Genomic DNA, 18,720 nt, shown 5'->3' with positions numbered 1-18,720 from the left:
TGCGCATTGTTCATCTCTTATGCGCTTTCCCCTCCAATGATCGTTAGACGCCATAAAGGTGACTAAGGTTGCATGCCGGGCCGGTGCCGGGGGTCCGGCGTGTGCGGCGGATGCTCGGCGAGCAGCTCAAGAGCGACGTCGATCGCCTTCTCCAATTGCGGGTCCACACCCCTGGCGTAATCCTGCGGCGTGATGTCCACCTCGATGTCCGGATCGGTGCCGTAGTTCTCCACCTGCCAGCCCACGTCGTCGAAGGCGAACGAGAACTCCGGCTGCGTCGTCACCGTCCCGTCCGCGAGCCGGTGGCGCGGCCAGATCCCGATCACGCCGCCCCACGTGCGCTTGCCCACCAGCGGGCCGAGACCGAGCAGCTTGAAGGTGTGGCTGAAGATGTCGCCGTCCGAGCCCGCCCACTCGTTGGTCACCGCCACCAGCGGGCCGCGCGGTGACTCCGGCGGGTACGGCTCCGCGTCGCCCCACCGCGGATAGTCGTAGCCGAGCCGCCGCCTGGACAGCTTCTGCAGCAGCAGCGCCGAGACGTGCCCGCCGCCGTTGAACCGCACGTCCACGATGAGCGCGTGGCGGTCGTACTCGGCCAGGAACCCCCGGTGGAACTCGCCGAACCCCTCGGCCCCCATGTCCGGCACGTGCAGGTAGCCCACCCGGCCGCCCGAGCGCTGGTGGCAGCGGGCCCGGTTCTGGTTCACCCAGTCGCGGTAGCGGGCCGGGCGCTCGTCGGCGAGCGCGCGTACGGTGACCGTGAACACCCGGTCGCCGCGCCGGAGCGTCAGCTCGACCTCCTCGCCCGCCTGGTTGACCAGCCGCTCGTTCGGGGTGGCCATGGGGCCGATCGGCGCGCCGTTGATCGCCAGCACCGCGTCGCCCGGCCGCACGTCGAGACCGAGCCGGTTCAGCGGCGAGGTCGCCTGCGGATCCCACCGGTCGCCGGTCACGATGGACTTGATGTGGTAGACGCCGTCCCTGAGATCCCAGTCCACGCCCAGCTTGCCCTGGGTGTAGTCCGGGCCTGGACGGTACTCGCCGCCGCTTTCGAAGGCGTGGCTCGTGGCCAGCTCACCGTGCAGCTCCCACAGCAGGTCGGAGAACTCGCTCCTGGTCGTGACCCGGTCAACCAGCGGCAGGTAGCGGTCGTACACGGCCGGCCAGTCCACGCCCGCCATGTCCTCGGTCCAGAAGTTCTCCAGCTGCAGCCGCCACGCCTCGCGGAACATCTGCCGCCACTCCGCCTCCGGGCAGACCGGCACCTTGACCCGTGACAGGTCGATCCAGCCGGTGTCGCGGCCCGGCGTGTCGCCGTCGGCCGGCACCTCGCCCGCCTTGACCACCCGCAGCCGGTCGTCGGCGCGATACAGCAGCGTGCGGTGATCGCGGCCCAGCTCGAACGCGGTGACGCCCTCGGCGAACGTCTCGTTCTCGCCCTTGGCGAAGTCGAACAGGTGCAGCGTGCCCTCGCCCTCCAGCGAGGTCGTGAGGATCAGCGCCTTGCCCTTGCGCAGCCCGGCCACCTGCTCGTAGCGGCCCTCCGGCAGCGGGAACGCCGTCACCCGCCCGGCCAGACCGTCCAGGTCCACCCGCAGTGGCTCCCCGCCCTCGTCGTCCCCCTCGTCATGGTCGTCGTCCTTGTCCTGGGTGAGCGGGCGCGGCACCGGGACGAACGGGTCCGGCACGTCCGCGCGCAGCGCCACCGCGTACGGCCGGGTGCCCAGCGGGAAGCCCAGGTCGAACTGGAGCTGGTCGTAGACCGGCGAGAAGACGCGCCGGCCGATGAAATACAGGTAGCGGCCCTCGGGGTCGAAGGCCGGCGCCGAGTCCTTCAGCACCGGCTCGCTGGCCAGGACCGTGCGGCCCGTCTCCGGATGGTGCAGCTTGATCGCGGTCGTCTGGGCGTTGAGCGGGCTCGCGTACGCCAGCCACCGCCCGTCCGGCGACCACGCCGGACCCTCGGGCGCGCCGTGCGGGTTGGCCTCCACCAGCACCGACCGGCCGTGGGACAGGTCGAGCAGGTGCAGCTCGTGGCGGTGGTTGACGATCGCCACCCGGTCGTGGACGGGGTCGGGGACCAGCTCGTTGATCCGCCCCAGGCGGGCCACCTCGGCACCGGGACTCATGCCGGAGCAGGCGCCGCTGCCTGCGTGCAGGTCGTCACCGCTTGCCAGGTCACCGACCTTGCCCGGCTCCAGGATGACCAGCCGCTCCTCGTCGCCGTCGTCGCTGGCCGCCGCGATGAGCCTGACCCCGTCGTTCAGCCAGGTGAGGAAGCGGTAGCGGACCCCGTCAGGTGAGCCGTAGCGCCGGACCGGGCCCTCCCAGTTCGCCATCCCGTACGCCTTGCCGCGCGTCGTGATCGCCACCGTGCTGCCGTCAGGGCCGAGTGTGGCGCTGTCGAGGTACTCGGCGGCGTCGACGAACCTGCGGTTGCGCTGCGTCCTGGAACTGGCCAGCCGCACCTCCACCCTTCGCGGCGGCTCGCCGGGCTCCAGCAGGTACAGGTCCGCGCCGGCGTGGTAGACCAGGCGATGCCCGTCACCTGACAGGTTGCGGGCGTAATAGTCGTCGTGATGGGTGTGCTTGCGCAGGTCGTCGCCTTCGGGGGTGCACGAGTAGACGTTCCCGACGCCCTCGTGGTCGGAGATGAAGCACACCCGGCCGTCGCTCCAGCAGGGCGAGGCCAGGTTGCCCGGCAGCCGGATCAGGCGGCGGAACTCGCCGTCGCCGGTCGGGTCGATCCACAGGTCGCCGACCGTGCCGCCGCGGTAGCGCTTCCAGCGTGCCGGGTCCGCGGTGTTGCGGCCGAGCACGATCTTGCCGTCGAGGGCGTACGCGATCGAGTTCGCCGGTCCGTACGGCAGCCGCTCCGGCACCCCGCCCGGCGCCACCCGGTGCAGCCACTTGCGTCCGTCGAAGGGCTGGTTCTGGTCGCTGGCGTACAGGATGTGCCCTTCCGGATCCCAGCCGGTCACCGTGCAGCGGGCGCCGTGGAAGGTCACCCGGCGGGCCGCGCCGCCGCCGGCCGGCATCACGTACACCTCTTCAGGGCCCTCCTCGCGTCCCACGAACGCGAGCTGGTCGCCGCGCGGCGAGATGCGCGGATAGCCGGCCTCGGCCAGCCCCGCGGTCAGCCGGAACGCGCGGCCGCCCTGGGCGGAGACCATCCACAGGTCGTCCTCGGCGGCGAACACCACCACGTCCTGGAACACGGCGGGGAAACGCAGGTAAGCCGACATGGGCGCAGCCTCACAGTCGATCGGACGGTCGAGGCCCCGGCCTCGGCCGTCCGATCACCTCACCGGACGGGCAGCCTGCGAGGGCTGCCCGGAAGATCACTCTTCGCCGGTCGGCTTGGTCTCCCGCTTGGTCTCCTTGGCCTGCCGGCTCGTCTTGATGGCCTGCTTCTTGGACTTGCCGGACTTGGCCGCGGGTTTCTTCTTCGTGTCAGCCATGAGGATCATCCCCCCTGTACGGACGTGGCGCACCGGATTGGTGCACCACGGCCCTTAATACCCATCGAACGACGAAACCCGACATACCTCCTATGTACTCTTCGTAACGCCTCGACCACGCAGCCGTATCGCCTGCGAACACCCGCGTGCGACTCTCACCGGACGGCCGCCGAGCGCGCGCCCGGGGCCGGATGGCGAACCGGCCGATCACCCGCCGCTTCCGACCACCACACCCCCTCGCCATGAGAGAGCCCGGGCAGGCGCTGCTCGAAGACGTGCACAGCCGCCGCCGGGATCTCCCCGGTCAGCAGCCACGTGTCGGCCCGCCGCCACGTCTCGCGCAGCTCACCGCCCAGCGCCGCGAGCTGCGCCGTGACCGGGCCGAACGTCTCCAGCGGCACCTCCACCTCGAACCGGTGGCACGGCTCGTGCACGATCGTGCCCGCCCGGCGCAGCGCCTCCGCGAGCACCCTCGGCGCGCGGCCGCGGAAGTCGGCCGCCACCGTGGTCGGCGCGTCGTAACCGGTTTCGGTCACCGCCACCACCACGTCGGTCACCGGCCAGCCGTGCGGGCCCTCGCGCAGCGCCGCGCGTACGCTCTCTTCGATCGCCCGGTGGTACGCCAGCGGCAGCGACCCGAGCGCGACCTCCAGCCGGTAGCGCACCCCCGTGCCCGGCGGGGCCGGCTCGACCCGCAGCCCCACCGTCGCCATGAACTCGTTGGGGCCGTGCCGCTGCATCTCCTCCAGCGCCTCGCCGGTGCCCGCGGGACGTTCGAAGTAGACGGGGCGGCTCGGCTCGAACGTCGCCTCCACCCCGAACTCCCTGGCCAGGGTCTCGCCGATGACCTCCTTCTGCACCTCCCCGTACAGCAGGACCGAGGTCTCGCCGCCCGCAAGCGTGCGCGTGCCGATCAGCGGGTCCTGCTCGGCCAGCGCGAGCAGCGCCGCGTGCAGCCGCGGCTCCTCGCCGGGGACGCGCGCCCGCACCACCGTCTCCAGGCTGGGCGGCGTGAAGTGCGCCTGCCCGGCCGGGCCCGGCCCGCCCAGGTGATCGCCGACCCGGATCTCCGGCACGCCCTGCACCTTGACGATGTCGCCGGCCAGCGCCGTCCGCCGCTGCGGCGCACCGGCCACGGTGAGCGCGGTCAGCCGTCCGTCGTAGGCGTGCGTCCCGTCGCGGTAGAAGCCGATCTTCTCGCGGGTACGGAGTGCGCCCGCGCGCAGCCGTACGTACGCCGCCTTCTCCCCGGACGGGGCGCGCTCGACCGCGAACACCAGCCCGTGCGGCCGCCCTCCCTCTTCTGGCTGGGCCACGGAGGGGAGCAGGCCGGCGATGCCGTCGAGCAGCTCGGTCACGCCCTGCCCGGTGATCGCCGAGCCGAACAGCACCGGGTACGCCTCCCCGGCCGCGCACTGCCCGGCCAGCGCCGCGCGTACCTGGCCGGATGTCGGCTCGCCGCCCTCGACCAGCAGCTCCAGGAGAGCGTCGTCGCGTTCGGCCAGCACCTCTGCGGCGGGTCGCAGCGAGGCGAGCGGCCGGGTGACGGCCCCGCGCCCGCCGATCCCCTCGACGGTGGTGATCGGCACGCAGGACGGCGACAACCGCCGCCGCATCTCGTCCAGCAGGTCGTGTTCGCGCGCCCCCGCCCGGTCGATCTTGTTCACGAAGATCAGCGTCGGCAGGCGCAGCTTGCGCAAGGTCTTCATGAGGACTCGGGTGTGCGGCTGCACCCCTTCGACGGCCGACAGCACCAGCACGGCGCCGTCGAGCACACCGAGCGCCCGCTCCACCTCGGCCACGAAGTCGGCGTGCCCCGGCGTGTCCACCAGGTTGACCCGCAGGTCGCCCAGCGTGAACGAGGCCACGGCGGTGCGGATCGTGATGCCCCGGCGTCGTTCGATCTCGCCGGTGTCGGTCTGGGTGTTACCGTCGTCAACGCTGCCGAGCCGGTCGATGACGCCGGTCTCGAACAGCAGCCGCTCAGTCAGGCTGGTCTTGCCCGCATCCACGTGCGCGAGGATGCCGATGTTCAGTATGTGCATGCGTGAGGAAGCCTCGGGAGACTCTCGAGCCAACAGGGCACTGGGAGATTCCGTGGCACCTCATCTCGAACTCCTGATCATCGACGTACGCGTGCGCCGGCCATAGTCCCACCGGCACCGCTTCCGCCGCCAACGATTTTCCACGCGGGCCTCGAACCGGGACACCACCGGCCCGCGCGGTCGCCCCCGTCCTTCCGCAGGCACGCCGCCGGCCGCACGGCCGCCCCTGTCTTCCCGAGGAACGGTGTTCGCGTGGTCGTCGTGGTCGTCCCGCAGGAGTGTCGCTAGCCCGCGCGGCCGTCCTCGTCCTCCCGCAGTAAGGCGACCGCCCCCCACCCGCGCCCCGCCGGCGCGAGCGCCGCCTCGATCCCGAGTCGGTACTGTCGATCGCGGTCGGCGTGTGCAACGAGCGCGGCCGTGTTCGCGCCGCTCGGCGCGGTGCGTGAGCGCCGGGCTTCGCATTCGGCGGGTCGTCGCCGGCCTGGGCCGGATCTCACCCGCCCTCGGCCTGGCCGCGCTTCGGCTCGCTCGAGCTCGGGTTCGCCGCGCCACGGTCACACGCGGGCGGGTCGCCCGCTCCGGCCGGGCCACGCACCTCGGCGACGTCGCCCGTCCCGGCCAGGTCGCTCACCCCGGCCAGGCCGCGAGACTCGGGCTGGCCGCGAGACCCGGCAGGCCGTGCACTCGGGCGGGTCGCACGCGGCGGCGGGTACGCCGCGGCCCCTGCGGTGTCCCGGGCTCCGGGCAGGCTGCACGGCGAAGGCCCCGCCCCGTTCTCTACAGCAGGCGTAGCTGTTCGGCTTCGGCGGCGGGTTGCCTGGCCGGGGGAGCGGGGCGAGCGGGTGGGAGGCGGCGGGCGGTGGCGGGGGTGGCGCGGCCGACTCCGTGCCGTTCGGCCAGCTCCCTCACTAGCCCGATGACGCGCTGCTGGTACGCCTTCGGCGCGTAGGCGCCGCGACCGTACAGCTCCAGATAGCGCGGGACGAGTCGCGGGTGCTCGCGGGACAGCCACGACAGCCACCACTCCCGGGCCCCAGGGCGCAAGTGCAGGATTATGGGGGAGAGGTGGGTGGCGCCCGAGTCGGCGATCTCCTTGACCGTGCGGTCGAGCTGGGCGGGGGAGTCGGTGAGGTAGGGCAGGATCGGCGCCATCAGCACGCCGCAGGCGATGCCGTTGTCATTGAGCGTCGCGCACGTCTCCAGCCGCCGTCGCGGGTGCGGCGTGCCGGGCTCGACCGCGCGCCACAGCTCCTGGTCGACGAAGCCGACCGACACGTTGGCCCCCACCTCGGTCACGTCGGCGGCCTCGGTGAGCAGGTCGAGGTCGCGCAGGATCAGCGTGCCCTTGGTGAGGATGGAGAACGGGTTGGCGGCGTCGCGCAGCGCGGCCAGGATGCCGCGCATCAGCTTGTAGCGGCCCTCGGCGCGCTGGTAGCAGTCGACGTTGGTGCCCATGGCGATGTGGTGGCCGCCCCAGCGCGGCGAGGCCAGCTCCTTGCGGGCCAGCTCGGCGGCGTTGACCTTGACCACGATCTTCGAGTCGAAGTCGGCCCCGGCATCGAAATCCAGATATTCGTGCGTTTTTCGGGCAAAGCAGTAAACGCAGCGATGGGTGCACCCGCGGTAGGGGTTGATCGTGTACTCGAACGGCACCCGGCTCGCGGCGGGCACGCGGTTGATGATGGATCGGGCCTGAATCTCGTAGAAGGTCATCCCCTTGAACTCAGGGGTGTCGAACGTTCTGGTCACCGCGCCGCGAGCGAACAGCGGCACGGCCGGATCGTCCCGGCCGGGCCCGGCCAGGCGCAGGTTGTCCCAGCGCATGCCATGATTAGAACAAGTATTCGAGCTTGATCGCAAACCGAAAAGAGGTCGCAATTACATGGTCAGCAGGGGGCTAATGATCTTCATGGTTGGGCAGAAAGACGCCACGGAGCTTGCGTTCGGGAGGTGCACCTATGGCCTGGTCGCAGGACGAGGAGCGGATGCTAGCCCAGATCGAGCAGCACCTCGTCGACGACGATCCGCGACTTGTGGCTCGGCTTGAGTCCTTCAACGAGCGGGTGCGTCGTAATGAGGCGAGGTCAAAGGGGCAGCCGGGTCTCAAGCGCCGGCCGCGCCGCTCGACGGTCATCATCTTGATCAGCTGGATTCTGATCGCCACATTGGTCGCAACGTTGCTGGTCATGGTGCTCCGTCATGAGGCCGCTGCCGCCTTGGCCCTGACGACCATGCTCTGAGGGAGGTTCGGGGTAGCGGTCGGCGTCGTCTGAGGTCCGCTGAGCTTGCGTGTCTCGCCTCCGGCCATTGTGTTGTGACGGCCCGCTACCGGTCGCACGGTGACAGTCCGCTCCCGGTCATACCGGCACGCCCCGCCGCCGGTCACGCCGACGTCTTGCCGTCGCGGATCTTGCACGCTCTCTGTGTGGTGGCGGGCTCGCGGTGGGCACGGGATCGTCGGGCGTTGAGCCGTCGTGCTCGTCGCCACGTCTTGTGACGGTGGCCCGGCGGGGTCGCCGCGGGCCACCGGGGATCAAGGTCAGCCGGCCACGCGGACCGTGGGCTCGTGGCGGACGGGGAAGTTGACCGAGGCGGCGATGAAGCAGGCCTTGTGGGCGTCGGCGTGCAGCGCGATCGCCGTCTCCACCATCTCCGGCGAGGCCACCGTCACCACCGGCCGCAGCACGACCTCGGTGAAGTGGCCGCCCTCTGCGGTCTCGGCCATGGTGCCCTCGGCGGTGTCGACGTAGCCGGTCACGACGACCCCGGCCGTCGAGCACTTGTGCAGGTACCAGAGCATGTGGCACTGCGAGAGCGAGCCCACCAGGAGCTGCTCGGGGTTCCAGCGCGCCGGGTCGCCGCGGAAGGCCGGGTCCGAGCTGCCGAGGATGACCTCGCGGCCGTCGGCGGTCAGCTCGTGCTCGCGGCCGTAGTCGCGATAGCCGCTGGTGCCGGTGCCTTTGTTGCCGGTCCAGGTGACGACGGTCTTGTGGTGGTGCAGGCGGCTCATCGGCGCTTCGTCCTCGCTCTCGTCGGGGGTTCGGCAGGACGAACGTATCGAAACAGCGTCGCCAGGCTTTCCATCAGGGTGGCTCTTGTTCGCACATTACTCGCATGCGTATATTCGCATACGAGTATTCGGCTGCGAGGGGGGCACACCATGGGCAGGCGGCGACCGGTGACCAACCTGCTGGCGCTCGCCGTGCTCACCGCCGTCGTCCAGCGCCCCATGCACCCGTACGAGATGGCCTCCGTCCTGCGGGCGCGGGGCAAGGACCAGGACATGCCCATCAAATGGGGCTCGCTCTACACCGTCGTCCGCAACCTGCACAAGCACGGCCTGCTGGAGGAGGTGGAGAGCCGCCGCGAGGGCGGCAGGCCCGAGCGGACCGTCTACCGCATCACCGAGGCCGGTCGTCGCGAGGCCGCGGACTGGACGCGCGAGCTGCTGTCGGAGCCCGCCAGGGAACCGACGGCGTTCGAGGCGGGGCTGTCGGTGATGGGCGGGCTCGGCCCCGACGAGGTCGGCCCGCTGCTGCGCCGCAGGCTGGAACGGCTGGAGGAGCAGATCGAGGCCGACCGGCGGGCGCTGGAGGCGGAGCGGGCCGAGCTGCCGCGCCTCTTCCTCGTCGAGTCGGAGTACGCGCTGGCGATGCGCGAGGCCCAGGCCGCCTGGGTGCGCGCGCTGGTGGAGGAGCTGGAAGGCGGCACGTTCCCCGGCCTCGACGAGTGGCGGACCTATCACCGTACGGGCGAGCTCCCGGACGGATCGGCGGACGTCGCCGCCAGAGGCGCACCGGACGGCTGACCGCGAAGAGCCCGGCGGAGGTGCTGCAACACCGCCGCCGGGCGTACCTCGCATCCGAAGAACCCCTGAAGCGGAGCCTCGGCCACGAGATGGCACCGACAACGATAGCCGGGCTCCCTTCACATGACCGAACAGAGAGAGGGAGCCCTCATGACCACGACCATCACGGGCGCGGTGACGTCCGCCGACGGCACCACGATCGGCTACCACGAGGTCGGCAGCGGCCCCGGCCTGGTGATCGTGCACGGCGCCATGCAGACCGGCCGCAGCCAGCTCGACCTCGCCCGCGCCCTGGCGGACGACTTCACCTGCTACCTGCCCGACCGGCGCGGCAGGGGAGCGAGCGGCCCGGTGGGCCCCGCGTACGGGCTGGAGCGCGAGGTCGCCGACCTCGGCGCGCTCTTGGAGGCCACCGGAGCCTCCTATGTCGCCGGTGTCAGCTCCGGCGCGATCATCACGCTGCGGACGCTGCTCGCCAGGCCGGGCGGCGTGCGCAGGGCCGTCGTGTTCGAGCCGCCGCTGCTCCCCGACGCCACCGCTCTAAGAGGTCACCTGCGCCGCCTGGAGAGCGAGCTCGACGCGGGCGACACCGCCGCGGCGCTGGTCACCGGCATGAAGGCGGCCGAACTCGGCCCGCCGATCTTCAAGGTGATGCCGCGTCCGGTGCTGGAGCCGCTGACCCGCAGGATGATGAAGGGCCCGGGAGCGTCGTTCGCGGAGCTGGCGCCCACCCTGCGCCAGGACCTCGGACTGGCGCTGGAGGCGGCCGGTGACATGGAGGTCTATCGCGAGGTACGCCCGAAGGTGCTGCTGCTCGGCGGCACCAAGACCCGCCCCTACCTGCTCGCGGCGCTCGACGGGCTGGAACGGGTGCTGCCGCACGCCACCAAGGTGCTGATGGAGGGCCTCGACCACAGCGCCACCTCCGACACCGCCGAGCGCGGCAGCCCGGAGCGGGCGGCCGAGGAGATCCGCCGCTTCCTGCTGCGCGATCAGTAGTTCTTCAGGAACGTGGCCGCGACCGGCGCCGCGACCGCACCGCCGCCGCCACCGCCCTCGACGACCACCGCGAACGCCACGTCGCCCTTGAACCCCATGAACCAGGCGTGCTCGTTCAGGTCATCCCCGGTGCCGAACTCCGCGGTGCCCGTCTTGCCGTGGGTGCCCGCGGGCAGGCCGGCCTTGCTCGCGGTGCCCTTGGTCACCACGGCCGCCATCATCTGGTGCAGCCCTTGCTTGACGTCGTCGGGCAGCTTGCGCTCCTTCGCCTTCTGCTTCAGCGAGGGCACCAGCGTCGGCGGACGCCAGGTGCCGTCGGCGATCGCGGCGGCGACCGAGGCCATCGACAGCGGGCTGGCGGTGATCCTGGCCTGCCCGAACGACTCCGCCGCCAGCTCGGCGTCGGACTGCGCCCGGGGGAAGCTGGCCTTGGTGGCCGGCACGCCGATGTTGAGCGGCTGGTTGAATCCGACGTCCTCGGCCGCCTCGAGCAGCTTCTCCGCGCCCAGCTTCTCCTTCGCCAGCGGCGCGAACGTGGTGTTGCACGAGTGGGCGAAGGAGTCGAGCAGCGACACCGAGCCGAACGACTCCTCGCCGGAATTGCGGATCTTCAGGCCGCCGACGGTGGAGTATTTGGGGCAGGTGACCCGGTCCTGCGGCGACATGCCGGCCGCGAGCAGCCCGATCGCGGTCACCGCCTTGAACGTCGACCCGGGCGGATAGCGGCCGTCGAGCGCCCTGTTGAACCCGCCCACGGTGTTGACCACGGCCAGGATCTCGCCGGTCGACGCCTTGATGGCGACCAGCGACGTGGGCTTCTTCATGTGCTTGACGGCCGTCACCGCGGCCTCCTGGGCGCGCGGATCGAGGGTGGTGCGCACCGGCTTCCCACGCTTGCCCTCGATGGTCTTCAGCGTCTTGTCGCCGAGCTTGATCTCCGTCGTGGGCGTGCCCGCGAGCTGCTTCTGGAACGTCTCCTGCAGCCCGCCGCGCCCCACCGCCTGACCGACCTTGTAGGAGGAGCCGAGCTTGGCGACGTCCTTCTTGGTCGCCTTGTCCAGGTAGCCCACGAGCTGCTGCACCGAACCGCCGACCGCGCCGGTGTCGATGCGCGAGCCCTCACTGTCGGTGATCTCGGCGCGCTCGGGCCAGCGGGTCTTCAGCGCGAACTTCTCCCCGCCGGTCAGCGACGGATGCAGCGTCGAGGGCTTCCAGTCGACCTTCCACGTGCGGTCGGACACCACTAGGTCGATCTTGCCCTGGTACGTCCACTCGCCGACGTTCTTCAGGTCGAGCGTGGCGGTATAGGGGACGCTGGCCCGGTCGTCGCCCTCGGTGACCCGGCCCAGCTCGATCTTGGTGGACTTGACGGCGAGCGCGCTGCGCTGCTGGTCGTACGCGGTGAGCTGCTGCGGCTTGGCCAGCTCCTTCGTCATCGCGCTCTTATCGCCCGCCTGCCAGGCCGCGGCGAACCGCTGCGCGGTCTCGGCCGGTGTGCCGCGCGTGTGCAGCACGTAGTAGGCGCCTCCAGCCGCGGCCCCCACCGCGAGCACGGAGGTCACGGACACGATCGCGATGGTACGGCCCCGCGCCACTGATCAGCCCCCTGCTCCTCGACGACAAGTTACGAGACTAGCGGGAGCTCCCAATCAGGACATACCATTCTCGGCTTTGACGCTGGCGGCGTATCTCGGGACGTACTCCTGGCCGGACAGCTTCTGGATGGCGGCCATGATCTCGTCGGTGACCCGGCGGCGGTCCTGCGCCTTGGTGTGGTCGCCGGTGAAGTGCATGGGCGCGCCGATCGCGATGCCGATGGGCGCGGGGCGCGGCACCTTCGCGCCGTACGGCATCACCTTCTCGGTGCCGCTGAGCGCCACCGGCAGCACCGGGGCGCCGGTGCGCAGCGCCAGCCAGGCCACGCCGACCTTGCCGCGGTAGAGGCGGCCGTCGGGGGAGCGGGTGCCCTCGGGGTGGATGCCGAACAGCTCGCCGCGCTCCAGCAGCGCGGCCGCCTCCTCCAGCATGGCCTGCGCCGAGCGCCCGCTCTCGCGGTCGACCGGCAGGCTGCGGCCGAGCCGCATGAAGAAACCCGAGATGGGGTCGCCGGAGAAGTATTCGTTCTTGGCCGTGAACGTCACGTGGCGCGGCAGCAGCGCGGGCAGCAGGAACGAGTCGAGCACCGACAGGTGGTTGGCGGCCAGGATCGCCGGGCCTGTGCGCGGGACGTACGCGGCGCCGGAGATGTGGGGGCGGCACATCGCATGGACGAGCGGCGTCGAAGCGAACTTGGCCACGTGGTAAAGCAACGAGCTCTCCTGATCGTCGGGCTGGCGGCCACCCCACAATAGAGCAGGCGCCTCGCGGGTGTTGCGGGGCGCCTGAGAAAGCTTTGAGGCCGATGTGGCGGTCGCCTCCTCGGCGAGATGCACAACACGGCTCCAGCCGAACGGTATTCCGTGAAGGCGGTAATTTGCGGCCCGGGGGACACAAACCACATCGGCATCTCGAGTTAAGCACACCGGGGGTCCCTAAAGGTAATCGTGGCGGGCCTTTGGGGCCCTGATGGGCGGCTCTCCGGCGGCCTCTGAACAGGGATTTCCCGCCGCCGTAAATGACCCGACACCGGGCAGACGGCGGGGGTTTCCGTACGCGTCCGGCGGGGTTGGGTGCGGACAGCGGCGGGGTGCGCGTTCAGTGAGGCCGGGTGCTGACGGATGGCGAAGGGGTCAGGTGCGTGTCCAGCGGGGCTGGGCGACGTCGAAAACGCGCTGTTCGCGGCCGCGCAGCGCCACCTCGGCGAACTGCCACAGGATCGCACCGGTCGGCGCGTGGATCACGATGGACGGCCCCAGCGGCATCTGCAGCAGCTCGCCCCGCCAGCGCGGCACGCCGGGTGCGAGGAAACGTTCCAGCGGAACGGCGTGCACCGACGCCACCTCGCGGGGATCGGCCACCGGCTCCTGCGGCCCGCCGAACGCCACCACCGGCGTGATCACGAACCCGGAGTCGGTGACGAAGTCGTCGAGCAGCCCGGCCACCTCGACCCCGGTGACGCCGATCTCCTCGGCCAGCTCGCGCAGCGCCGCGTCCTCCGGCCGCTCGCCGTCCTCGGCGCGCCCGCCGGGCAGCGCCCACTGCCCGGCGTTGCGGCCCGCGGCGGAGCGCCTGATCACCACGACGTACGGGCTGCGCTCGGCGTCCTCGAGCACGCACACCGTGACCCCGGCCCTGCGCAGCCCGTCCGCGGGCGGGACCTGCCGCCGCCGGAAGGCGGCCAGCCGGGCGGTGACCTGCGTGCGCAGCTCGTCGATGGGCGGAAGCACCCGTCAAGGATCTCACGCCGCGCGGAAAGCGCGCCGGCTCACGGCCTGCCGACCCTGGTCAGGTCGTGGTGAGCAGGATGCCGAGCATGGTGCCGATCAGCATGGCCGCGCCCGCCGCGATGGCGGCCCAGCGGCCGAGCGGCTCGCCGCGCGTGTGCCCGATGATGCCGAGCACCACGCCGCCCAGCCCGAACAGGATGGGGATGAACAGCAGGGCCATGGCCGCGCAGGCGAACCCCATGATGGACAGCATCTGATCGCTCGTGCGGGGCTCGTCACGGGGCGTGTGCGGTGTGGCGTCGTACGGGTCATGAGGTGAGGTCATGGGCCGGCTTCTCTCAAGGCGGTGACGCGACATCACACGCCTGGGTGGGCGGAGCTGTCGAGTCGTTCGTTCCCGGCATCGGCCCATCTCAAGCCGCCTGTGGCGGGTCCGGCATGGCCCCGTGGAGACGGTGTCACCGGGCCTTCGCCGAGAGCGCGGCGACCGGCGAGTCCGCCTCCCGCGGGATCGAGAGCCGCGCGGGCAGAGGGCGGTGGTGCAGGACGTCGAGGCGGGAGACGGCGCGGGTGAGCGCCACGTACAGGCGGTTGAGGCCGCGCCGCTCGGCCTCGACGATCGCGGCGGGCTCCACGACGACGACGTGGTCGTACTCCAGGCCCTTGCACAGCGTCGCGGGCATGACGCTCAGCCGCTCTCCCGCGTCGAGGCCCTGGAGCGCGGCGGTGAGCGCGGGGACGTGGGCGTCGGCGGCGATGACGCCGATCGACCCCTCGAACGCCATGGCCTCGCGCACGGCGGCGGCGACCCCCTCGCCCAGGTCGGCGACGCGGGTCACCCGCAGCCGCCCGTCCGACCGGTACGAGCGCGTCTCGGGCACCTCGACCTCCAGCGCGGCCAGCAGCGAGTTGGCCAGATCGACCACGGCCGCCGGCACCCGGAAGCCGGTGGTGAGCGCGACGACGCGGGCCCCGGGCTTGCCGAGCAGCGCCATCCGCTCCGGCCATGAGGTGGCCGCCCACGGGGTGGTGCCCTGGGCGAGGTCGCCGAGCACGGTGATCGAGCCGTGCTCGCTGCGGCGGGCGACCGCCCGGCACTCCATCGGCGACAGGTCCTGGGCCTCGTCCACGATGACGTGCCCGTAGCCGCGTGGCCGCTCGATGAGGGCGGCGATCTCGTCGAGCAGCACGAGGTCGGCCGCCGACCACTTCGCGCTCTTCGCGCTGCGCGGCGGTCTGTCCCAGGTGAGCGCGGCGCGTTCGGCATCGGTGAGCAGGCCCCGAGCCGGGTCGGGGGCGTCGTCGGAGGGGCCGCGCAGCACCTCGTACAGGACCTGGACGGGCTTGACCGACGGCCAGACGGTGTCGAGCCAGCCGGTGACGCCCCGGCCGATCTTGCGCAGCCAGGCGGCGTTGGGGGTGGCGCCGCGCTGCTCGGCCTGGCGTCTGATCGCCTCGACGACGCGGGCGCGCACCCGCTCGCGGCCGACCGCGTACGGCACGGACTCGCGGCGCGTGTCGTCCACGATGCGGCGCAGCTCGTCTTCGTAGACCCGCCACCGGTAGGAGCCGTCGGGGACGGCCACGGGCTCGACCGGCTTGCGTATGCGCCCATAAAGCGCCCTGCGCAGCACGTCCGCCATGCGCACGTCGTGCTTGACGGCGGCCGTGTCAGGGTCGTCGACGGCGGTGACGGGGACGGTGGCGAGCAGCTGCCCGAGCGTGGTCTGCTCGACGTCCATCTCGCCGAGCGCGGGCAGCACGGCGGAGATGTAGCCGAGGAAGGCGCGGTTGGGGCCGAGGACGAGCACGCCGTCCCGCTCGAGCCGCCGCCGGTGCGCGTACAGCAGGTAGGCGGCGCGGTGCAGGCCGACGGCGGTCTTGCCGGTGCCGGGCGCGCCCTGCACGCACAGCGAGTTGTCGAGGTCGGCACGTACGAGGTCGTCCTGCTCCGGCTGGATGGTGGCGACGATGTCGCGCATCGGCCCCACGCGGGGACGCTCGATCTCCGCCGCGAGGATCCTGCTCTCGCCCTCCTCGCCCTGACCGAGCCGCTCGTCCTCGAAGCTCGTCAGGGTGGTGCCCGACCAGCCGAAGCGGCGGCGTACGGCGACGCCCTGGGGGTCGCGGGCGCTGGCCCGGTAGAAGGCGCGCGCGACCGGCGCGCGCCAGTCCACCACCACGGGCGTGCCGCCGTGCTCGCCCGCGATGTGCCGCCGCCCGATGTGGTACGCCCGCCCGCGGTGCTCGCCGGCGTCCTGGCCGAAGTCGAGCCGGCCGAAGAACGGCGGCCCCTCGGGCTCCTCGCTCAGCTCCTTGGCCAGGCTCTTCAGGTGGCGTCCCAGCCGTTCGGCGCTGTAGCGGTCGCCGGCCACGGTCTCGCCGACGATGACGTTCTCCCGCGCGTCCCGGAGCATCCTGCGCAGGCCGTCCTTGCAGCGTTCGACGTACGCGCGCTCCTCGTCGAGCGTCGCCATGACACCTCCCAAAGCGTTAACTCGGTTAAGAGATTGACCAGGTTAACACTTTGCTAGGGTTGGCCTCATGGCGGGACTTCGGGAGCTGCAGCGGCAGCGGGTGCGCGAGGCCATCTCATCGGCGGCCATCACGCTCTTTCTTGAACGCGGCTTCGACGAGGTGCCGGTGACGGAGATCGCGGCGGCCGCGGGCGTGTCCAAGCCGACGCTGTTCAAGTACTTCCCGACCAAAGAGGACCTGGTCCTGCACCGCATCGCCGACCACCTCGGCGAGTCGGCCCGCGTGGTGCGCGGGCGCGCGCCGGGGGAGTCGCCGGTCGAGGCGCTGCGCCGCCACTTCCTCGACGGCCTGGCCAGGCATGATCCCGTGACGGGGCTCAACGACGACCCCGAGGTGGTGGCGTACCACCGTATGGTCTTCTTCACCACGCCCAGCCTGCTGGCCCGGCTGCACCAGCACATGGCGCGCGACGAGGAGCTGCTCGCCGAGGCGCTGGCCGAGACCTCCGACGAGCTGACCGCGACCCTGCTCGCCGGGCTGCTGGTGTCGACCCAGCGGGTGCTCGCCCGGCGCAACTGGGCGATGCTGGCCGGCGGCCGGCCGCTCGCCGAGGTGGAGGCCGAGGCGGTGCGCGCCGCCGAGCGCGCCTTCGCGATGTTGCCCACCTGATCGCCACCGGCATGTTCGCCCGATGATGACTACGCAGAGTATTTGACTGAACACAGAAAGTGGTGGATAAGATCCTGACTACTCCTTGACCACTTGCATGGCTATGCAGTCTGGAGCATCTGCGGGCTAGTCGTCGGCACTCGAAGGGAGTGAGGGTGAGCGGTTCTTTCGCGCGCCAACGCAGTAACAGCACCGATATGAACGGTCTCGCTCCGTGATGGTCGCGCTCGGCCGCCGCCTGCGTGCCCTGCTGCCGCGCCGAGGCGACCTGGCGGAGATGTGCCGCGAGCCCCGCACCGACCTCATGGCCGGGTTCACCGTCGCCGTCGTCGCGCTGCCGCTCGCGCTCGGCTTCGGCGTCTCATCCGGGCTCGGCGCCGCGTCCGGCCTGGCCACCGCCATGGTCGCGGGATCGCTCGCCGCGCTGTTCGGCGGCTCCGCGGTGCAGGTGTCGGGCGCGAGCGGCGCGATGACCGTCATCCTCATGCCGATCATGAGCGCTCACGGCGCCACCGGCGTGTTCACCGTCGGCGTGCTGGCCGGGCTGCTGCTCATCGGGCTCGCCCTCATCGGCGCGGGCCGCCACGTGGCCATGGTGCCCGCGCCCGTGATCGCCGGGTTCACCGTCGGCATGGCCTGCGTCATCGGGCTGCAGCAGTTCCCCCACGCGCTCGGCGTGCGGGCCCACGACGGCGACAAGGTCGCCGTCATCGCCTGGCACGCCGTGCTCGACTTCCTCGCCCGGCCCCACTGGTGGGCCGTGGGCACCGCCCTGGTCGTCGCCGTCGTCCTGCTCGCCGGGGCCGCGCTGTGGCCCTCCGTGCCGTGCTCGCTGATCGCCGTGGCCGCCGCCACGCTCGTCGCCGAGATCGCCGGGCTGCCGCTGGCCCGCATCGGGCCCCTGCCCGCCGGGCTGCCCGCGCCGTCACTCGGCTTCCTCGACCTGGACGCGCTGCCGTCACTCATCGCCCCCGCCGTCGCCGTGGCCGCACTGGCGGCGCTGGAGTCGCTGCTGTCGGCGACCGTGGCCGACGGCATGACCGGCCGCGCCCGCCACCACCCCGACCGCGAGCTGTTCGGCCAGGGCGTCGCCAACCTCGTCACCCCGATGTTCGGCGGCATGCCCGGCACCGGCGCCACCGTGCGAACGGCCGTCAACGTGCGCTCGGGAGCCCGGTCCCGGCTGGCCGCGCTCGCCCACGCCCTCATCCTGGGCGCGCTCGTCTACTCCGCCGCCGGGCTGGTCGCCCGCATCCCGCTCGCCGCGCTGGTCGGCGTGCTGCTCGCCACCGCCGTCCGCATGGTCGAGATCGGCGCCGTACGCGCCATGGTCCGCTCCACCAGGGCCGACGCCGCGGTGCTCGTTCTGACCGCCGTGGCCACGCTCACCCTCGACACCGTGCTGGCCGTCATCCTCGGCCTGGTCGTCGCCGGAGCGCTGGCGCTGCGGGCCATCGCCGGGAACGTCCGCTTCGACCAGGAGCCGCTCCGCCACGACCTGCAGCCCCAGCACACCGTGGAAGAACACGCCCTGCTGGCCGAGCACATCGTCACCTACCGCCTGGAAGGGCCGCTGTTCTTCGCCGCCGCCCACCGCTTCCTGGTGGAGGTGTCGGCGGTGAGCGGGGTGTCGGTGGTGGTGCTGCGCATGCGCCGGGTCACCACCATCGACGCCAGCGGCGCGCTCGTCCTCGGCGACGCCGTCTCCCGGCTGGAGCAGCGCGGCATCGCCGTGTACGTCTCCGGCATCCCCGACGGGCACCATCGGCCTCTTGAAGCGCTCGGCGTGATCGCCCGGCTGCACCAGGCGGGCCGGGTGTTCGCCACCACCGACGAGGCCATCGCGGCCGCTCGCGAACGCCTCCACACGACGGGCGTCGTCCCCCGCCTGGCTGGCTGACCCCGTCTCACGCGGCCCCGGACTCGCGATGTAC

Annotated in this window: 14 protein-coding genes; 5 read left to right on the top strand and 9 right to left on the bottom strand. The window is 71.8% G+C overall.

The features are described 5' to 3' along the window. Positions 1-62: 62 nt before the first annotated feature. The 3 genes from AB0K67_RS25645 to AB0K67_RS25635 form a co-directional block, all read right to left on the bottom strand. Positions 63-3,245 (bottom strand): PDZ domain-containing protein, encoded by a 3,183-nt coding sequence (locus AB0K67_RS25645; RefSeq protein ID WP_364064947.1) that lies wholly within the window; start codon positions 3,243-3,245, stop codon positions 63-65. A gap of 371 nt (positions 3,246-3,616) precedes the next feature. Next, a complete protein-coding gene (locus AB0K67_RS25640) occupies positions 3,617-5,506 on the bottom strand; it encodes a translation factor GTPase family protein (RefSeq protein ID WP_364064944.1) in 1,890 nt (629 codons plus the stop codon). Positions 5,507-6,283: 777 nt separating this feature from the next. Beyond that, positions 6,284-7,330, bottom strand: coding sequence for an Rv2578c family radical SAM protein (locus AB0K67_RS25635; RefSeq protein WP_364064942.1), 1,047 nt, complete (start codon positions 7,328-7,330; stop codon positions 6,284-6,286). A gap of 134 nt (positions 7,331-7,464) precedes the next feature. Between AB0K67_RS25635 and AB0K67_RS25630 the strand changes: the two genes are divergently transcribed. Beyond that, positions 7,465-7,746, top strand: coding sequence for a DUF3040 domain-containing protein (locus AB0K67_RS25630; RefSeq protein WP_364064939.1), 282 nt, complete (start codon positions 7,465-7,467; stop codon positions 7,744-7,746). 299 nt (positions 7,747-8,045) lie between these two features. Here the strand turns inward: AB0K67_RS25630 and AB0K67_RS25625 are convergent, their stop codons facing one another. Then, positions 8,046-8,516: an OsmC family protein gene (locus AB0K67_RS25625; protein WP_364064936.1), complete on the bottom strand. Its 471-nt coding sequence runs from the start codon at positions 8,514-8,516 to the stop codon at positions 8,046-8,048. Between the two features lie 150 nt (positions 8,517-8,666). Here AB0K67_RS25625 and AB0K67_RS25620 point away from each other — a divergent pair, with 150 nt between their 5' ends. Beyond that, entirely contained in the window at positions 8,667-9,314 is a 648-nt protein-coding gene (locus AB0K67_RS25620) for a PadR family transcriptional regulator (RefSeq protein WP_364064934.1), read from the top strand. A gap of 150 nt (positions 9,315-9,464) precedes the next feature. After that, positions 9,465-10,313, top strand: coding sequence for an alpha/beta hydrolase (locus tag AB0K67_RS25615; RefSeq protein WP_364064931.1), 849 nt, complete (start codon positions 9,465-9,467; stop codon positions 10,311-10,313). Here the strand turns inward: AB0K67_RS25615 and AB0K67_RS25610 are convergent. The 5 genes from AB0K67_RS25610 to AB0K67_RS25590 all read right to left on the bottom strand — a co-directional run bounded on the left by AB0K67_RS25610 (position 10,307) and on the right by AB0K67_RS25590 (position 16,116). Beyond that, positions 10,307-11,881, bottom strand: coding sequence for a penicillin-binding transpeptidase domain-containing protein (locus tag AB0K67_RS25610; RefSeq protein ID WP_364064928.1), 1,575 nt, complete (start codon positions 11,879-11,881; stop codon positions 10,307-10,309). The two genes, AB0K67_RS25615 and AB0K67_RS25610, sit on opposite strands and share 7 nt — an antisense overlap. A gap of 81 nt (positions 11,882-11,962) precedes the next feature. Continuing rightward, on the bottom strand, positions 11,963-12,610 hold the full coding sequence (locus AB0K67_RS25605) for a lysophospholipid acyltransferase family protein (RefSeq protein WP_364064925.1): 648 nt from the start codon (positions 12,608-12,610) through the stop codon (positions 11,963-11,965). Between the two features lie 432 nt (positions 12,611-13,042). Further along, positions 13,043-13,639, bottom strand: coding sequence for a CoA pyrophosphatase (locus AB0K67_RS25600; RefSeq protein WP_364064923.1), 597 nt, complete (start codon positions 13,637-13,639; stop codon positions 13,043-13,045). 58 nt (positions 13,640-13,697) lie between these two features. After that, the gene (locus AB0K67_RS25595; protein WP_364064920.1) at positions 13,698-13,964 is read right to left on the bottom strand and encodes a hypothetical protein; all 267 of its coding nucleotides are present in this window, start codon (positions 13,962-13,964) and stop codon (positions 13,698-13,700) included. Positions 13,965-14,097: 133 nt separating this feature from the next. Beyond that, the gene (locus AB0K67_RS25590; RefSeq protein ID WP_364064917.1) at positions 14,098-16,116 is read right to left on the bottom strand and encodes an AAA family ATPase; all 2,019 of its coding nucleotides are present in this window, start codon (positions 16,114-16,116) and stop codon (positions 14,098-14,100) included. 67 nt (positions 16,117-16,183) lie between these two features. Between AB0K67_RS25590 and AB0K67_RS25585 the strand changes: the two genes are divergently transcribed. Both AB0K67_RS25585 and AB0K67_RS25580 read left to right on the top strand, forming a co-directional pair. After that, the gene (locus tag AB0K67_RS25585) at positions 16,184-16,786 is read left to right on the top strand and encodes a TetR family transcriptional regulator (RefSeq protein ID WP_364064914.1); all 603 of its coding nucleotides are present in this window, start codon (positions 16,184-16,186) and stop codon (positions 16,784-16,786) included. A 217-nt stretch (positions 16,787-17,003) separates the two neighbouring features. After that, the gene (locus AB0K67_RS25580; RefSeq protein ID WP_364065929.1) at positions 17,004-18,686 is read left to right on the top strand and encodes a SulP family inorganic anion transporter; all 1,683 of its coding nucleotides are present in this window, start codon (positions 17,004-17,006) and stop codon (positions 18,684-18,686) included. Positions 18,687-18,720: the final 34 nt, after the last annotated feature.

The organism is Nonomuraea sp. NPDC052634 (assembly GCF_040678535.1).
Classification (GTDB): domain Bacteria; phylum Actinomycetota; class Actinomycetes; order Streptosporangiales; family Streptosporangiaceae; genus Nonomuraea; species Nonomuraea fastidiosa.
This window is presented reverse-complemented; position numbering and strand designations above follow the sequence as displayed.